The following is a 14,897-nucleotide window of genomic DNA, read 5'->3' on the forward strand; positions in this document are numbered from 1 at the left end:
GGGGCAGTTTGAAGCCGCGGCCAGCCGTTAAGGCCATGGCCGACGGCGTGTCCGCGCCATTGTGCCCCACAACGGTAGTGCGCAGGGGCCGCGGCTAGCCCCGGGAGCGGATGAGGGCCGCGATTTCCGCGAACCCCAGCCGATCGGCGTTCTGGAGGGCGGTCCGGCCCTCCGGATCGCGGATGTCCGGATCCGCACCGGCGTCCAGGAGCAGGCGCACCACTTCCAGCTGGCGCGGGCCGCCGTTGTTGAGCAGGATGGCTTCCTGCATGGCCGTCCAGCCAAGGTTGTTGACGTGGTTTACCGGCACACCGGCCGCGATCAGGATCTGCACCGTCTCCACGTGCCCGTGCTCGCTTGCGGGAATCAGTGCCGTCCCGCCGTAGCGGTTGATGCTGGAAACATCCGCACCCGCCGCCAGCGTCAGCCGGAGGACCTCGTTCAAGCCTTCGGCACCGGCATAGAGGAACGCGGAGTCCTGGATGGCGTCCTTGGCGTTGACGTTCCCGCCGCGCCCGATCAGCGCGGCCACGAGTGGGGCGTTGTTGGCTTTGGCGGCTGCGATCAGTTCCTGGTCCAGCTGCGCCTGTTCCGCGGCGGACAGGGCCGGCGCGGCTAGCGGGGCGGGCGCCGCCGTCGGGGGCTGTTCCGGACTGGGCAGTTCGGGAGTGGGCTGTTCCGGACTGGGCTGGGGGACGGAGGATGCCGGGGCTGGCGCAGATTCAGCCTGCGGGGCGGGTGGACCGGCCTGGCACGCGCTGAGCAAAAGCCCGACGGCGGCAAGCACCAGGGCCGCCCGGAATCGCTTCATACGCGGAGCCTACTTGGCAGTGCCGGCGACGGCATCAGCCCCTGCCGTGGCGCAGGCCTCGTCCAGTGCGCCGTCGGGAGCACCGCCGACGCCGATGCCCGCCACTGAGACGCCGTTGACCTTCAGCGGGACACCACCCGCCAGGAACAGGGTGCCGGGGAGGTCGGCGATGGATGGGCCGGTGCCGTTGATGCGCTTGGCCAGTTCACTGGTGGGAGCGCCGAAGGCGGCAGCCGTATAGGCCTTCTGCCTGGCCGCTTCGATGGTGTGTTCGGCAGCGTTGTCACCGCGGAGCAGCGCCTGGACGGTACCGAACCGGTCCACCAGCGCAACCGTGACGAAGGGCAGCTTGTCCGCCTGGCACTTCGCCAGGGCGGCGCTGACGGCTGTGGCCGAGGCCCTCACGCTGATGCGGTTCTGCTGCACCACGGTTTCGGGCACGGCCTGGACGTCGACGGCGGGGACGGCTGCCGGTGCCGGGCTGGTCCCGGCGTTGGCTGCCGCCGTCGCTCCGGCGGTCAGGACGAGGGCGCCGGCTGCGGCGGCGGCAAAGGCTTTGTGCGACTTCTTCACGGTGTCTCCTTGGAGGGTCATGGTGGGTACGCCCCAATCCTTCCGGGGGCGGCCGGCGCCGGCATCGGGCCTTCGTCTGCTGAACCCTCCACCGGAAGGCCAGCCGTATCAGCCAAATGGCTGAGAGACCGGCAACGGCGGGGGCAATAGCATGGAAGGGAGCGTTTCCCACCAGCCAGAACGGGACATCCCATGCCTACCCGAGCCGCCGGTACCGCCCCGGCCACCGCTGCCGCCCCGGGAACCCGGCCCCGGACCAGCGCACCGCGCACCGGCCTGGGCAGCATCGGCACCGCAGTACACCTGGGATTCGCGGTGCTCCTGGTGGCCTCGCTGGTCCGCTACGTCATGCGGCACAGCCCCGCCGACAACCTGCTGATCCTTGGCCTGGCTGCCGCGGCGAGCCTGCTCTATGCCGCCGTGGCCGTGCTCGCGGCGCGGGGCAGGCCGGGCATCCCGTGGATGTTCACCCTGGTGGTTGTCTGGGCGGTCCTGGTGGTCGCGGCGCCGAGTTTTGCCTGGTGCTCGTTCGCGCTCTTCTTCCTTTGCCGCAGCGCATTGGCCGGAACCGCCGCCTACCTGGCGGCAGGCACCACAGCGGCCGCCACCGCGGCAGGGCTGTTCCGGATGAGTGACGGCACGGACCTCGCCATGCTCCTGGGCCCGCTGGCGGTGGGACTGATGCTGACGCTGATCTACGACCGCATCCAGCACGACGCCGAGGAGCAGCGCCGCCTGCACGCGGAGGTCTCGCGGGCGCAGGGCGAGTTGGCCGCCAGCGAGCGCCGCGCCGGCACCATCGCCGAACGCGAACGCATGTCCCGGGAAATCCACGACACCGTCACCCAGGGACTGGCCAGCAGCCTGCTCCTGCTGGAGGCCGCCGGACGTGCCTGGCCAGGGGCTGCCGCCCGGGACGAACTCCGGCAGGCAACCGGGCTCCTGCGCACCAACCTGTCCGAAACCCGCAGCCTCGTCCACGAACTGGCCTCCCCCGGGCTCGACGGATCTCCCCTGCCCGAAGCCCTCCTCGTCGCCGCGAGGCAGTACGCGCCCCAGGCCCGGCTCCTCGTTACCGGCGAGCCGCGGGCCGTGGCCGGGGAGGTGCGACATGCCCTGCTCCGCGTCGTGCAAAGTGCCACCTCCAACATCAAGCTCCACGCGTCAGCCACTACCACTACCGTGACGCTGGGCTTCCTTCCCGAGGCCGTCACCCTGGACATTTACGACGACGGTGTCGGCTTTGATCCGGCGGCGGCAGCACCGCCGTCGGACGCCGGAGGGTACGGGCTGAGGGCCATGCGCCAGCGGGTGGAACAGCTGGGCGGCACCTTCTCGGTGGAAAGCTCACCCGGGGAAGGGACCATCGTGGCCGCCCAACTGCCCGCGGCTCCTGCCGGCGGCGAAGACCAGGGAGGTCAGGCATGAGCGCCATTACCGTCCTGCTGGTGGACGACCATTTGGTAGTCCGCAGCGGCCTCCGCGCCCTGCTTGGGACGCAGCCGGACATAACCGTGGTGGCAGAGGCCGCCTCCGGCGAGGAAGCCCTGGTGCAGGTGCGCGAGCACTCCCCCGCCGTGGTGGTGATGGACCTGGCCATGGGTGCGGGCATGGACGGCATCGAGGCCATCCGCAGGATCCGCGGGCTCAACCAGCGGCAGGCCATCCTGGTGTTCACCACCTACGATTCCGATGCGGACATTGTGCGCGCCGTGGATGCCGGCGCCATGGGCTATCTCCTGAAGGATGCGGCGCCGGAGGAAATCTTCGCTGCGATCCGTGGCGCCGTGCAGGGCAAAAGCGTCATGAGCCCGCCCGTGGCGTCCCGGTTGTTCCAGCAGCTGCGCAACCCGGACGAGATCCTCACGCCGCGGGAGGCCGAGCTGCTCAGCCTGCTCACTGAGGGGCTCAGCAACAGGGAACTTGGCCAGCGCCTCTTCATCTCCGAAGCCACGGTCAAAACCCACCTCGCGCACATCTACGCCAAGCTCGGAGTGGAGACCAGGGCGGCTGCGATAGCCACCGCAATCCGCCGTGAAGGCATGCGCTGAGCACGCCATGCCGGGCCAACCCTTGCACGCAGGCCATTGTCCCCGTACGTTGGGGAACAGCGGGGGACGTTCTCCGCACACTCCGGGCTGACACCCCGGGGAGAGAATCAGAGTCACATGAAGGAATGCAGCCATGGCAACAGGCACAGTTAAATGGTTCAACGCCGAAAAGGGTTTTGGCTTCATTGCCCCCGATGACGGGTCCGCTGACGTTTTCGCCCACTACTCGGCAATCGCCACCAGCGGCTACCGCTCCCTGGACGAGAACCAGAAGGTCGAATTCGATGTGACCCAGGGCCCCAAGGGCCCGCAGGCAGAGACATCCGCCCCCTCTAAGGCTTGGGCCTCCGGCGCCTGCACCGGAGAACCCGTCCAGCGGCCCCGCCAGCGACAGCTGGCGGGGCCGCTGTTTTGCGTTGCTTCCCGGCCCTGCCCATCCGGGAACCCCTTTTGGGATAATTGGAGCATGGCCGCAGAAGCGCAGGACAAGGATCCCTGGGAAGAATTCGATGCCCTGGGACCCGCCGCGCCGGACCGCGTTCCCGGTTACCCCGGTGGTGAACCGCACGGCTTCGGGTTCCGCACCGGAGTTCGCAGCGCCCGGGTTGCCGTGGGCTTCGCAACGTACACCCTGGCATTGGGCACAGTCCTGGCACTGACCGGCTGCGTTGTTTTTATTGCCGGGGAACAGTGGCTGCTGGTGGGCCTGATGCTCCTGATTGAAGCCATCTTCATCCTCGCCTTCCGCCGTCTCGTGGCCCAGGCACGCAATCGGTCACCCCGGAACCGCCCCACCCCCTGAACCTGCTCCGCCCCTGAACCGGTTCCGCCCCTTGACCTTGACGCTGCGTCAACCCCTACGCTCAGTCCATGGAAGAAACCACGGCTGAGGCAGCGAGGGACTGGTCCATCCAGGACGTCGCCCGGATGGCGGGCACCACCAGCCGCACCCTCCGGCACTACGACGACATCGGGTTGCTCAAGCCCAGTCGGGTGGGCAGCAACGGCTACCGGCACTACGACGCCGCCGCCCTCCTGCAGCTCCAGCGGATCCTGCTGCTTCGCGGACTGGGCCTGGGGCTGCCGGCCATCGCGGAGGTCTTCCAGCAGCAGACGGACACCGTGAAGGCGTTGACCCGCCACCTGGACTGGCTGCGGAAGGAACAGGACAGGCTGTCCCGCCAGATCGCGTCCGTCCGGCAAACACTCGAAACGGTTAAGAAGGAGGAGAACTCATGGCAGAAAAAATGTTCGACGGATTCGACCACACGCAGTACAAGGACGAGGTCGAGGAGCGGTGGGGCAAGGACGCCTACGCGAAGGGTGACTCGTGGTGGCGGGGCATGGACGAAGCGGAGAAAAGGGAGTGGAAGTCGCGCTCCGAACAGCTGGGGAAGGACTGGCTGGCCGCAGCCGGATCAGATATTTCTCCCGCCAGTCCCGAAGCCCAGGAACTGGCCCGGCGCCACGTTGAATGGCTGAAGTCCATCCCCGGCACCCCGGCCGCGGAAAGCGGCGGAGACATCAAGGGATACGTCACCGGGCTCGCGGACATGTACGTCGCCGACCCCCGGTTCGCTGCCAACTACGGTGGAGAGGCCGGCGCGGGCTTCGTGCGGGACGCGCTGCACGCCTACGCGGACAGGAACCTTTAGGGCTTGCATTCCATTGGGGCCCGGGCCCCGGGTGGACGTCAGTAAGCCTGCCGGCCCCGCAGCCTGCCGGCGGCCATCACGGCGCCGGCCACTGCCGCTGCGGTGAAGAACCTGCGCCTGGCCGTCCCACGCCGGCCATGCCAGCCACCGCTCACGGAGCCTTTCCTGATCGATTCCGAAGAACGGTGCAGGTTGCCCGGGGTGACGGCGACGGACTTGCGGCGGGGAAGCTGCTTCTTGTCCACCTGGCGGGCGACTGACCCTTCCACCAGTTTCGGCGTGACCCTGTGCTGCAGAACCAGCAGGCGGGCGACCGGACCGCCCGCCACGATTTCGCGGCGCGGGTGCTCGATGACCTTGATGATTGCCCTCGCGACGCGTTCCGGGGTGTAGACAGGGGGCAGGGCACGTGCCCGCCGGCCGGTGTAGTTGGCTGCGTGCTGGTAGAACGGGGTGTCGATGGTGGCCGGCAGGACTGTGCACACGTCCACCCGGACAGTCCTTCCAGTGCCAGTTCCGACCGTAGGCTGACACTGAGGGACCGGACCGCGGCCTTGGTGATGGAATACGCTGCGGAGTAGGGCAACGGGGTCTCCCCCACTACTGACGCGACATTGACCAGGACCCCTGAACCTTGGGCAGCCTGGCGGGCCAGGGCAGCACGCGCACCGTTCACGTAGCCGGAAATATTCACGTCAAGGACCCGCTGGAAGTCAGCAGGCGGAACGTCCAGGAGCCGGCCGAAGGCGCCCACTGCCGCGTTGTTGACCCATACGTCAAGGCGTCCGAACTCCGCCACGGCACGCGCGGCCAGGTTCTCCACCGCAGCCGGGTCCGTCACGTCGGTGGCTACGGCAACTGCTTTCGCCCCGCGCTTCCTGCATTCCCGGGCAACTGACTCAAGGGCTTTGGTTCCACGCGATGCCAGGACCAGGCTGGCGCCCCTGGATGCGCAGCGAAGCGCGGTGGCCCGGCCAATCCCGCTCGAGGCACCGGTGATCACAATGACGGAGTTCTTGACGCGCATCGGGCTTCCCTTCCCGCATCCCCAGGGGAGCAGACCAACAGTAAGTAGGCTTACCTCTTCGATGCTATCCAGGGGCGGGGCGCGGGACAACGCCTGCCGGCGTCGTCCCCGTCCGAACGGGATTCAGGTGAAGGCGGAAATCCCGGTGACAGCCCGCCCCACCAGCAGTGAATTGATTTCGTAACTGCCTTCGTAGGTATAAAGGATCTCGGCATCACCGAACAGCTTGGCCATGCCGTAGTCACCGCTGATGCCGTTGCCGCCCAGCAGCGACCGGCCCATCGCAACCGTTGCCCGGGCCAGCCGCGTGGTAGTGGCCTTAGCCATGGCCGCCTGCGCCATTTCCAGCCGGCCTTCCTCCTGGAGCCGCGCCAGTTGCACCATCAGCGCCAGGGATGCGGAGGCGTTGCCCAGGATATCGGCGAGCTGCTGCTGGACCAGCTGGAATCCCGCGAGTGGACGGCCGAACTGGTGCCGCTCCAGGACATAGTCCCGGGCGACGTCGAATGCGGCGAACTGGATGCCGGCCGCCTGCCAGCCCACCCACGCCCGGGAATCCCGCAGGAGCCCCTGGACCGATGCAAAGCGGGCCGCCCCGGGGAGCAGGTTGCCGGCCGGGATCCGGACATCCTCCAGCGTGATGTCCGCATTCTGCATGATGCGCAGTCCGATTTTGTTGGCGATCCTGGTGGCCGTGAAGCCGGGACGGCCGGTCTCCACGATGAAGCCTTTGATCTCCTGCGTCCGCCTGGTCCCGCGCCCAGACGAGGGCAAAGTCGGCGATGGTCCCGGCACCGATCCAGCGCTTTGCCCCGTTGAGGACCCACTCACCGCCCTCCAGCCTGGCGGATGTCTCCAGCCCCCGGGAAATGTCCGAACCGTGGCCGGGCTCCGTCAGCGCGAAGGCCCCCAGCTCGGTGAAGCCCGTAAGCCCGGGCAGCCAGCGGCTCTTCTGCTCCTCGGAGCCCAGCTGGCTGATCATGCCCACAATCAGCTCATTGTGGATGCCGGCGACCGCGGAAAGGGAGACGTCCGCGCGGGCCAGTTCCGCGTACATCAGCCCTTTGAACAAGGCGGAGCTGCCATCCAGCTGCAGGGCCCCCAGGCCGTGGCCAGCCATGTCCTGCAGCAGGCCGAACGGAAAGTCCTCGCGGTTCCAGTAGCCGAGGGATGCCGGCCGCACAGTTGCCTGCAGGAATTCCCGCGTCCGCGCATAGCGTTGCCGTTCTGCGGCCGGAAGGAGCTCCACCACATGGATCAGGTCCGCGTCCGGAAAGGGCGGCCGGCCGTTATGCTCCTGGGGCTGCACGGAATTCCTCCCTCGCCAAACCGTTGGATGTCCTAGTATATTCACAGGATTTTCCGGAAAGGGGCTGGTTTGGGTACGCATTTGCCCCGCGATCCCATTGCCGAAGCCCGGCGCAACTGGGAGGAACACGGGTGGGAAGATGTTGCCGCGCCCATGGCAGCCATCACGGCCGTCATGCGGACGCAGCAGATCCTCCTTGCCAGGATTGAAGCCACCCTCAAGCCGTTCGGCCTCACGTTTGCCCGCTACGAACTCCTGGCACTGTTGAATTTTTCGCGGAAGGGCTCGCTGCCCATGAAGAAGGCGAGCGCCCTGCTCCAGGTCCATCCGACGTCGGTCACCAACGCCGTGGACCGGCTGGAACGCGCCGGACTGGTGGCGCGGTCCCCCCATCCCACGGACGGCCGCACCACGCTGATCGCCCTCACCGGCGAGGGACGCAGCCTGGCCAGGCGTTCCACGGCGGCGCTGAACAGCGAGGTGTTCAGCGATCCCGGCTTCAGCCCCGGGGACGTGGACCTCCTGATCCGGATCCTGGGCGACTTCCGCAGGAATGCCGGGGACTTCGCGGACTGAACGCGGGGAGGCAGCCGGTCAGCGGTTGGCTTTGGCCCGCTTCGCCCTCCGGACCACCAGCAGGACCACCGTGACGGCCAGTGCCACGTACACCGCGTAGTTGAGGAACCGGGAGTACTGCTCGATGAGCCGGTACTGGGTGCCCAGGGCATACCCCAACCCAATCAGGGCGCCGTTCCACAACCCGCTCCCCGCGAGGGTGTAGAGGCTGAAGGTCCCCAGCGGCATGGCGGAGGCCCCGGCTGGCAGCGAAATGAGGCTGCGGACGCCGGGAAGGAGCCGGCCGAAGAAGATGGAAGACCGGCCATGGCGGCGGAACCATTCGGCGGCGTGCTCAAAATCCTCCCGGTCCACCAGGGGCAGTTTGGACAGCCCGCGGATGGAGCGTTCCAGCCCCAGCTTGGCACCCAGCCAGTAGAGGAACAGTGCCCCGGCGTAGGCGCCCAGCAGGCTGGTGGCAAAGACGAGGAGCAGGTTGAGGGCCCCCTGTTTGGCAAGGTAGCCCGCCAGCGGCAGGATCACCTCGCTCGGAATGGGCGGAAGTATTGTTTCGGCGAGAGTGAAGGCTCCCACACCCCACTCCCCCAGCCTGTCAATTGCCTGCGCAGCAACACCAACAAGGCCACCAAGTCCGTCCGCCGCGCCCGCCGCCGGTACCTGCATCTGATTCTCCCCCATTTCCGCTGCAAACTTCCTGCGGTCCTGTCTACCTTACGGGGCTGGGGGAAACCTGACAGCCCGGCAAGCCCCTATCTTTTGGCGGCGGGCTTTGCCCGCACGTGCATCCGTTCGCCCTGCGTGCCGAACAGGCTGAGGAATTCCACGGCCCCGCCGTCGGCCCTGCCGAACCAGTGGGGGATGCGGGTGTCGAACTCCGCCGCCTCGCCGGGCCCCAGGACCAGGTCCTGGCTGCCCAGCACCATGCGCAGTTTCCCGTTCAGGACATACAGCCACTCGTAGCCCTCGTGTACCTGCGGACTGGGTTCTTCCAGCCGGCCGGCGGGCAGGATGTGCTTGTAGGCCTGGATGCCGCCCGGTTTCCGGGTCAGCGGAATGATGGTCATCCCCCGGGCCTCGATAGGGCGGAGGTGCACGCGCGGATCGCCCGTTTCCGGCGCCCCCACCAGTTCGTCCAGCGGCACCTGGTGCGCTTTGGCCAGGGGCAGGAGCAGTTCGAGGTTGGGCCGCCGCTGGCCGGATTCGAGCCGTGACAGGGTACTGACCGAGATTCCGGTGGCCTCCGCCAGAGCGGTGAGCGTGACGTCGCGGCTGACCCGGAGGGCCTTCAGCCGCGGGCCCACGGCCGCCAGGACGTCGTCAAGGTTCTCATCCATTCAGCTATTTTGCCATAACGGCAAAGTTGTTTGCGGAAACCGACGCCTTCGCCAGACCATGGACCCATGACTGAAAATGCCCCATCCAGCTCCCGTGGTCCCTTCTACGACGTCGTCATCGTCGGCGGCGGTGCCGCCGGCCTCAGTGCAGCCCAGATGCTGGGTCGAAGCCGCCGGTCCGTGGTGGTGGTGGACAGCGGTGATCCGCGGAACGCGCCGGCACAAGGTGTCCACGGCTTCCTCTCCCGTGACGGAATCAGCCCCGCAGTCCTGCTGGCCGCCGGACGGGCGGAGGTGGCGAGCTACGGCGGAGTGATCCTCCGCGGAGAGGCAACTGCCGCCACCGGCGACGTGCGGCAGGGCTTTGGGGTAACGCTCGACGACGGTAGTCGGCTCCGCGGCCGGCGGCTCCTCATTGCCACCGGCCTGGTGGACGAACTGCCGGACATTCCCGGCTTGCGGGAGCGGTGGGGCAAGGACGTACTGCACTGCCCGTTCTGCCACGGCTGGGAGGTGCAGGACCAGGCGATCGGCATCCTGGGCAACGGGTCGTGGTCGGTTCACCAGGGACTGCTGTTCCGGCAATGGAGCAGCAACATCACCCTGTTCCTCAATGACCGCACCATTCCCTCGGAACCGGAGCTCGAACTACTGGCAGCGCGGGGCGTCAAGGTCGTCGCCGGCGCCGTGGAAACCCTTCGGGTGGAAGGCGACGCCCTGCGCGGAGTGGCACTGGCCGGGGGTCCCGAGGTTGCCCTGGACGCCCTGGTGGTGGGTGCGCGGACCTCCGCCCGCCTCCATGCCTTTGCCGGCCTTGGCCTGTCCCCGTTACCGCACCCATGGGCATCGGTGACTACCTTGAAACGGATGCCGACGGCGCCACGGCGGTTCCCGGCGTCTGGGCCGCGGGCAACGTCACGGACCTGAAGGCGCAGGTGCTGGCCTCTGCCGCATCGGCAGCGTGGACCGCCGTCGTCATCAACAACCACCTGATGGCGGAGGAAATGGAACGCGATCTCGCGGCCTACCGGGAGTCGCAGGCCCTTACCGGTGCTTGAAAGCCGGCTGGCGCTTCTCCGTGAATGCCGCCATGCCTTCCTTCTGGTCCTCCGTGGCAAAGAGGGAGTGGAAGAGCCGGCGCTCGAACAGGACGCCCTGTGCGAGCCCGGTTTCGAAGGCGGCGTTCACGGCCTCCTTGGCTGCCATGGCCACCGGCTTCGACTTTGACGCGATGACCTCGGCTGCTTTGAGGGCTTCCCCCACGACGTCCTCGGCGGGGACAACCCGGGACACCAGGCCGCTGCGTTCGGCCTCTTCGGCCCCGATGAACCTGCCCGTCAGGATCAGGTCCATGGCTTTGGCCTTGCCCACTGCTCGGGTCAGTCGCTGGGATCCGCCCATGCCGGGCAGCACCCCCAGGTTGATCTCGGGCTGGCCGAACTTGGCGTTGTCGCCGGCGATGATAAGGTCGCACATCATGGCCAGCTCACAGCCGCCGCCCAGGGCGAAACCGGAGACCGCGGCGATGGTGGGGATCCGCAGGCGGGTGAGGTCCTCCCACCCGCGGAACCAGTCGGCCGCGTACATGTCCATGTAGCCCTGCGCCGCCATCTCCTTGATGTCGGCGCCGGCGGCGAAGGCTTTGCCGGATCCGGTGATCACCACGGCGCCCACCCCGGGGTCCGAGTCCATCGCGGTGACCGCGGAGACCAGTTCCTCCATGGTGGCCTTGTTCAGCGCGTTCAGCGCCTGCGGCCGGTTGAGGGTGACCAGCCCCACCCGCCCCTGCTGCTCCACCAGGATGTTGTGGTACTCCGTCATTCAGGACTCCCGTCGTCGTGTGCTGTTGGCGCATTACCCGTTGCTGTACCCGCCGTTGTTGCGCCCGGCCCGGCGGCATCCGGTGGCGGAGCCGTTCCGTGCGCCGCCGGAGCCCCTGTGGCGGACTTTTCCCGGATGTCTGTGATGATCGCTGAGAAGTCGCGGCCGGCACCGCCTTCCGCGGCAAACGTATCGTAGATTTCCGCTGCAAGCTGCCCCATCCGCCCTGTCACGCCGGTGCTGTGCAGGGCGTTGACGGCAAGGTTGAGGTCCTTGGCCATCAGCGCACCGGCGAATCCGGGCTGGTAGTCGCGGTTGGCCGGGCTGGTGGGGACGGGGCCGGGGACGGGACAGTTGGTGGTCAAGGCCCAGCATTGGCCGGAGGCCGCCGATGCAACGTCGAACAGTGCCTGGTGGCTGAGGCCCAGCTTCTCCCCCAGGACGAAGGCCTCGCTGACTGCGATCATGGATACGCCAAGGATGAGGTTGTTGCAGACCTTGGCTGCCTGGCCGGCGCCATGGGCACCGCAGTGCACCACCCGCTTTCCCATCACCTCCAGCAGGGGCCGGACGGCCTCGAAGTCATCGTCCCCGGCGCCCACCATGAAGGTAAGGGTTCCCGCCTCGGCACCCACCACGCCGCCGGAAACGGGGGCGTCCACGGAGCGGTGTCCTGCCTCGATTGCCAGCCGGGCCGCCTCGCGTGCCTCGTCAACGTTGATGGTGGAGCAGTCCAGGAACATGGTGCCCGGCGCGGCTGCCGCCAGCAGGCCGGGCCCGCCGCCGGTCCCGCGGTAGGCATCGAGCACCTGCTGGCCGCTTTGGAACATGGTCAGCACCACGTCGGCACCGGCGAGTGCGTCGGCGGCGCCGGCTGCCACCGGAATCTGCCTGGACTGGGCTGCCTCGAGCGCGGCAGGCACGACGTCGTAGCCGGCCACGCTGTGCCCTGCCGTGACCAGGTTCGCGGCCATCGGAACGCCCATGTGTCCCAGGCCCAGGAACGCCACGGTGTACTTGTCAGGCATGGTCCGTCTCCTTTAACTGCCGGTCTGCCGCTGTAACCCTGTCCAACGCCGTACCAAGATCCAGTTCCCCGCCGTCCAGCGGCTGGAAGTAGCGGGCAACATGCTGCGGGTGCACCTCGCTGAGGGTGGGCGGCTGCCAGCGCGGCGTACGGTCCTTGTCCACCACCTGGGCGCGGATGCCCTCCCGGAAGTCAGCGCCGGCGAGGAAGCGCAGGCCCACGCGGTATTCCTCGGCGAGGGCCTCATCCAGGCTCAATCCGCGGGCACGGCGGAGCGATTCCAGCGTCACCTTGACCGACGTCGGCGATTTTGCCTCAATCGCCTCCGCGGCTTGTCGTGCCTCCGCAGCGCCGCTGCCCTGCCAGGAGCGGAGCCTGCGGACGATATCCCCGGCGTCCGGTTCCGCGTAGCAGGCGTCAATCCACTCCCGCTGGGCCGCCAGGGCGGAGGGCGGGGCCTCCCCGGCACAGCGTCCGACGGCGGCGTTCGGGCTTTCGCTTTCGAGCGCCGCCACCAAGCCGGGCAACCGGGCGGACGGTACGTAATGGTCCGCGAGGCCCAGGTACAAGGCGTCCGGTCCGTCCAGGTGCGCTCCCGTCAGCGCCGCATGGGTTCCCGTCTCCCCCGGTGCACGGGCGAGCAGGAAGGTCCCGCCGACGTCGGGGGCAAAGCCAATGGTGGTTTCCGGCATCCCGGTCCTGGTCCGCTCGGTGACCACGCGGACGGAACCATGGGCGGAAATGCCCACCCCACCGCCGAGGACCAGGCCGTCCATGAGGGCCACGTACGGTTTGGGGTAGCGGGCTATCAGGGAGTTCATCCGGTACTCGGCCTGCCAGAAGTCAGCAGTCCGGTGGCCGCCGTGCGGGATGTCCTCGTAGATGGCCACGATGTCCCCGCCCGCACAGAGGCCCCGCTCTCCGGCGCCCTGGACCAGGACGGTGGCCACGCCGTCGTCGTCCGCCCACGCGGTGAGCTGCTCCAGGATCATGCCCACCATGCCCGCGGTCAATGCGTTAACCGCCCGAGGCCTGTTCAGGGTAATCACCGCCAGCGCGCCCCGCCGTTCGAACAGCACCTCCGGCCCGTCCGTTGCACGTTGCGCCATCAGCTTCCTTCCGGCATGACGAAGCTGGATCCCTGCCTGATTCCGGAGGGCCAGCGCGTGGTGACGGTCTTGGTCTTGGTGTAGAACCGGAAGGCGTCCGCGCCGTGCTGGTTCAGGTCGCCGAAGCCGGACGCCTTCCAGCCGCCGAACGTGTAATAGGCCAGGGGCACCGGGATGGGGACATTGATGCCCACCATGCCGACGTCCACGCGGGTGGCGAAATCCCGGGCCGCGTCGCCGTCGCGGGTAAAGATGGCAACGCCGTTGCCGTACGGGTTGTCCGTGCAGAGCCGCAGTGCTTCCTCGTAGCCGGACGCCCGGACCACGCTGAGGACGGGCCCGAAAATCTCGTGGCGGTACACCGCCATGTCCGGGGTGACGTTGTCGAAGAGGGTGGGACCCACCCAGAATCCGTCCTCATAGCCTTTCACCGTGAACCCGCGGCCGTCGGCCAGGAGGGTGGCGCCGTCGTCCACGCCTGCCCTGATGTAGCCCTCGATGCGTTCCTTGGCAGCGGCTGTCACCACGGGCCCGAAGTCCGAATCCGGCGCCATGCTGGAGCCGACCCGGAGGTCCTTGATCCGTTCCTGAAGTTTTTCCACCAGCCGGTCCGCGGTTTCCCTGCCTACCGGCACTGCCACGGAGATGGCCATGCACCGTTCGCCGGCGGAGCCGTAACCGGAGCCGATCAGGGCGTCCGCAGCCTGGTCCAGGTCCGCGTCCGGCATGACCACCATGTGGTTCTTGGCTCCGCCGAAGCACTGCGCCCGCTTCCCGTGCGCGGCCGCCGTCGCATAGATGTACTGGGCTATGGGGGTGGAACCAACAAAGCCGACCGCCTTGATCCGGGGGTCCTCGAGGATGGCGTCCACGGCTTCCTTGTCCCCGTTGACCACGCTGAACACGCCGTCGGGCACGCCCGCCTCGCTGTAGAGTTCCGCGAGCCGGAGCGGTACCGAGGGGTCCCGCTCGGAAGGTTTGAGGATGAAGGCGTTGCCAGCGGCCAGGGCGGGGCCGGACTTCCACAGGGGGATCATGGCCGGGAAGTTGAACGGCGTGATGCCGGCCACGACGCCGAGCGGCTGGCGGAGTGAATGGATGTCGATGCCGGCCCCGGCGTCAGTGGAGAATTCGCCCTTGACCAGGTGGGGAGCCCCGGCGGCGAACTCCACCACTTCCAGGCCGCGCTGAATGTCCCCCTTGGAGTCGGCAACGGTCTTGCCGTGCTCGGAGGACAGCAACCGCGCCAGCTCGTCCATCTGCGAGTTCACCAGGTCGACGAACTTCAGGAGGATCCGTGCCCGCCGCTGGGGGTTCATGGCCGCCCAGGCTGGCTGTGCATGGGCGGCGGCTGCTATAGCCTCCTGCACCTCGTCGCGGCCGGCCAGCGGAACCCGGGCCTGGACGCGGCCCGTACAGGGGTCGAAGACGTCCCCGAACCGTCCGGACCTCCCCTCGGCATGCCGGCCTCCGACGTAATGGGACAGCTCGCGCACCATGGCTGATGCTCCTTCGCAGTGTTCCGGTTTGTGGCCCAGGTCATTTCTGGTTGCGAATCTACTCGGACTTCCAACTAAGTTCCATCAGCCGGGCATGCGCTCCGC

General features: G+C 68.0%; 15 protein-coding genes and 4 pseudogenes. 8 read left to right on the forward strand and 11 right to left on the reverse strand.

Annotated features, from left to right (window positions below; genetic code table 11):
* Positions 1 to 94: 94 nt before the first annotated feature.
* Both ACPEE0_RS17245 and ACPEE0_RS17250 read right to left on the reverse strand, forming a co-directional pair.
* Positions 95 to 811 (reverse strand): ankyrin repeat domain-containing protein, encoded by a 717-nt coding sequence (locus ACPEE0_RS17245; RefSeq protein WP_407708896.1) that lies wholly within the window; start codon positions 809 to 811, stop codon positions 95 to 97.
* A gap of 9 nt (positions 812 to 820) precedes the next feature.
* Positions 821 to 1,384, reverse strand: coding sequence for a GlcG/HbpS family heme-binding protein (locus tag ACPEE0_RS17250; RefSeq protein ID WP_424574942.1), 564 nt, complete (start codon positions 1,382 to 1,384; stop codon positions 821 to 823).
* Between the two features lie 192 nt (positions 1,385 to 1,576).
* Here ACPEE0_RS17250 and ACPEE0_RS17255 point away from each other — a divergent pair, with 192 nt between their 5' ends.
* The 5 genes and pseudogenes from ACPEE0_RS17255 (at position 1,577) to ACPEE0_RS17275 (ending at position 5,090) form a co-directional block, all read left to right on the forward strand.
* A complete protein-coding gene (locus ACPEE0_RS17255; RefSeq protein WP_424574943.1) occupies positions 1,577 to 2,812 on the forward strand; it encodes a sensor histidine kinase in 1,236 nt (411 codons plus the stop codon).
* Entirely contained in the window at positions 2,809 to 3,435 is a 627-nt protein-coding gene (locus ACPEE0_RS17260) for a response regulator (RefSeq protein WP_009357210.1), read from the forward strand. Before ACPEE0_RS17255 ends, ACPEE0_RS17260 begins: the two co-directional genes overlap by 4 nt.
* Before the next feature lie 133 nt (positions 3,436 to 3,568).
* Positions 3,569 to 3,766 (forward strand): annotated as a pseudogene (locus tag ACPEE0_RS17265) (cold-shock protein); the annotation flags it as partial.
* 135 nt (positions 3,767 to 3,901) lie between these two features.
* The gene (locus ACPEE0_RS17270) at positions 3,902 to 4,237 is read left to right on the forward strand and encodes a hypothetical protein (protein WP_009357212.1); all 336 of its coding nucleotides are present in this window, start codon (positions 3,902 to 3,904) and stop codon (positions 4,235 to 4,237) included.
* Between the two features lie 125 nt (positions 4,238 to 4,362).
* Positions 4,363 to 5,090, forward strand: a pseudogene (locus tag ACPEE0_RS17275) (MerR family transcriptional regulator).
* A gap of 38 nt (positions 5,091 to 5,128) precedes the next feature.
* On the opposite strand, the gene ACPEE0_RS17280 reads toward ACPEE0_RS17275, so the two are convergent.
* The 3 genes and pseudogenes from ACPEE0_RS17280 to ACPEE0_RS17290 all read right to left on the reverse strand — a co-directional run bounded on the left by ACPEE0_RS17280 (position 5,129) and on the right by ACPEE0_RS17290 (position 7,507).
* On the reverse strand, positions 5,129 to 5,581 hold the full coding sequence (locus ACPEE0_RS17280; protein WP_424575342.1) for a hypothetical protein: 453 nt from the start codon (positions 5,579 to 5,581) through the stop codon (positions 5,129 to 5,131).
* A gap of 68 nt (positions 5,582 to 5,649) precedes the next feature.
* A pseudogene (locus ACPEE0_RS17285) lies at positions 5,650 to 6,117 on the reverse strand (SDR family NAD(P)-dependent oxidoreductase); the annotation flags it as partial.
* Positions 6,118 to 6,240: 123 nt separating this feature from the next.
* Positions 6,241 to 7,507: pseudogene (locus ACPEE0_RS17290) on the reverse strand (acyl-CoA dehydrogenase family protein).
* On the opposite strand from ACPEE0_RS17290, the gene ACPEE0_RS17295 reads away from it, so the two are divergent.
* Positions 7,496 to 8,002: a MarR family winged helix-turn-helix transcriptional regulator gene (locus ACPEE0_RS17295; protein WP_424574944.1), complete on the forward strand. Its 507-nt coding sequence runs from the start codon at positions 7,496 to 7,498 to the stop codon at positions 8,000 to 8,002. The pseudogene ACPEE0_RS17290 and the gene ACPEE0_RS17295 overlap by 12 nt on opposite strands.
* 18 nt (positions 8,003 to 8,020) lie before the next feature.
* Here ACPEE0_RS17295 and ACPEE0_RS17300 read toward each other — a convergent pair whose 3' ends face one another.
* Positions 8,021 to 8,680, reverse strand: coding sequence for a DedA family protein (locus tag ACPEE0_RS17300; RefSeq protein WP_424574945.1), 660 nt, complete (start codon positions 8,678 to 8,680; stop codon positions 8,021 to 8,023).
* A 71-nt stretch (positions 8,681 to 8,751) separates the two neighbouring features.
* On the reverse strand, positions 8,752 to 9,336 hold the full coding sequence (locus ACPEE0_RS17305) for a helix-turn-helix domain-containing protein (protein ID WP_407708888.1): 585 nt from the start codon (positions 9,334 to 9,336) through the stop codon (positions 8,752 to 8,754).
* A gap of 66 nt (positions 9,337 to 9,402) precedes the next feature.
* Between ACPEE0_RS17305 and ACPEE0_RS17310 the strand changes: the two genes are divergently transcribed.
* Together ACPEE0_RS17310 and ACPEE0_RS17315 are read left to right on the forward strand one after the other, a co-directional pair.
* Positions 9,403 to 10,263: an NAD(P)/FAD-dependent oxidoreductase gene (locus ACPEE0_RS17310; RefSeq protein WP_424574946.1), complete on the forward strand. Its 861-nt coding sequence runs from the start codon at positions 9,403 to 9,405 to the stop codon at positions 10,261 to 10,263.
* A gap of 8 nt (positions 10,264 to 10,271) precedes the next feature.
* Positions 10,272 to 10,394: a hypothetical protein gene (locus tag ACPEE0_RS17315; RefSeq protein WP_424574947.1), complete on the forward strand. Its 123-nt coding sequence runs from the start codon at positions 10,272 to 10,274 to the stop codon at positions 10,392 to 10,394.
* Here ACPEE0_RS17315 and ACPEE0_RS17320 read toward each other — a convergent pair.
* Genes ACPEE0_RS17320 through ACPEE0_RS17335 form a run of 4 tightly spaced genes read right to left on the reverse strand, consistent with a single transcriptional unit; the run spans position 10,381 to position 14,792 of the window.
* Positions 10,381 to 11,157 (reverse strand): enoyl-CoA hydratase, encoded by a 777-nt coding sequence (locus ACPEE0_RS17320; RefSeq protein ID WP_009357218.1) that lies wholly within the window; start codon positions 11,155 to 11,157, stop codon positions 10,381 to 10,383. The two genes, ACPEE0_RS17315 and ACPEE0_RS17320, sit on opposite strands and share 14 nt — an antisense overlap.
* On the reverse strand, positions 11,154 to 12,185 hold the full coding sequence (gene mmsB / locus ACPEE0_RS17325) for a 3-hydroxyisobutyrate dehydrogenase (protein WP_354177050.1): 1,032 nt from the start codon (positions 12,183 to 12,185) through the stop codon (positions 11,154 to 11,156). Before mmsB ends, ACPEE0_RS17320 begins: the two co-directional genes overlap by 4 nt.
* Positions 12,178 to 13,293, reverse strand: coding sequence for an enoyl-CoA hydratase/isomerase family protein (locus ACPEE0_RS17330; RefSeq protein ID WP_424574948.1), 1,116 nt, complete (start codon positions 13,291 to 13,293; stop codon positions 12,178 to 12,180). The genes mmsB and ACPEE0_RS17330 overlap by 8 nt, the downstream gene beginning before the upstream one ends.
* Positions 13,293 to 14,792 (reverse strand): CoA-acylating methylmalonate-semialdehyde dehydrogenase, encoded by a 1,500-nt coding sequence (locus tag ACPEE0_RS17335; protein WP_424574949.1) that lies wholly within the window; start codon positions 14,790 to 14,792, stop codon positions 13,293 to 13,295. The genes ACPEE0_RS17330 and ACPEE0_RS17335 overlap by 1 nt, the downstream gene beginning before the upstream one ends.
* Between the last annotated feature and the right edge of the window lie 105 nt (positions 14,793 to 14,897).

The sequence above is a fragment of the Arthrobacter sp. SD76 genome (genome assembly GCF_049726125.1).
In the GTDB taxonomy this organism is placed as follows: Bacteria; Actinomycetota; Actinomycetes; order Actinomycetales; family Micrococcaceae; genus Arthrobacter; species Arthrobacter nitrophenolicus.

What these genes read in the sequence shown, in the direction of transcription:
- ACPEE0_RS17245 (WP_407708896.1), bottom strand. Translation starts at nt 811, where the DNA reads ATGAAGCGATTCCGGGCGGCCCTGGTGCTTGCCGCCGTCGGGCTTTTG.
- ACPEE0_RS17320 (WP_009357218.1), bottom strand. Translation starts at nt 11,157, where the DNA reads ATGACGGAGTACCACAACATCCTGGTGGAGCAGCAGGGGCGGGTGGGG.
- ACPEE0_RS17330 (WP_424574948.1), bottom strand. Translation starts at nt 13,293, where the DNA reads ATGGCGCAACGTGCAACGGACGGGCCGGAGGTGCTGTTCGAACGGCGG.
- ACPEE0_RS17305 (WP_407708888.1), bottom strand. Translation starts at nt 9,336, where the DNA reads ATGGATGAGAACCTTGACGACGTCCTGGCGGCCGTGGGCCCGCGGCTG.
- ACPEE0_RS17335 (WP_424574949.1), bottom strand. Translation starts at nt 14,792, where the DNA reads ATGGTGCGCGAGCTGTCCCATTACGTCGGAGGCCGGCATGCCGAGGGG.
- ACPEE0_RS17255 (WP_424574943.1), top strand. Translation starts at nt 1,577, where the DNA reads ATGCCTACCCGAGCCGCCGGTACCGCCCCGGCCACCGCTGCCGCCCCG.
- ACPEE0_RS17300 (WP_424574945.1), bottom strand. Translation starts at nt 8,680, where the DNA reads ATGGGGGAGAATCAGATGCAGGTACCGGCGGCGGGCGCGGCGGACGGA.
- ACPEE0_RS17310 (WP_424574946.1), top strand. Translation starts at nt 9,403, where the DNA reads ATGACTGAAAATGCCCCATCCAGCTCCCGTGGTCCCTTCTACGACGTC.
- mmsB (WP_354177050.1), bottom strand. Translation starts at nt 12,185, where the DNA reads ATGCCTGACAAGTACACCGTGGCGTTCCTGGGCCTGGGACACATGGGC.
- ACPEE0_RS17270 (WP_009357212.1), top strand. Translation starts at nt 3,902, where the DNA reads ATGGCCGCAGAAGCGCAGGACAAGGATCCCTGGGAAGAATTCGATGCC.
- ACPEE0_RS17260 (WP_009357210.1), top strand. Translation starts at nt 2,809, where the DNA reads ATGAGCGCCATTACCGTCCTGCTGGTGGACGACCATTTGGTAGTCCGC.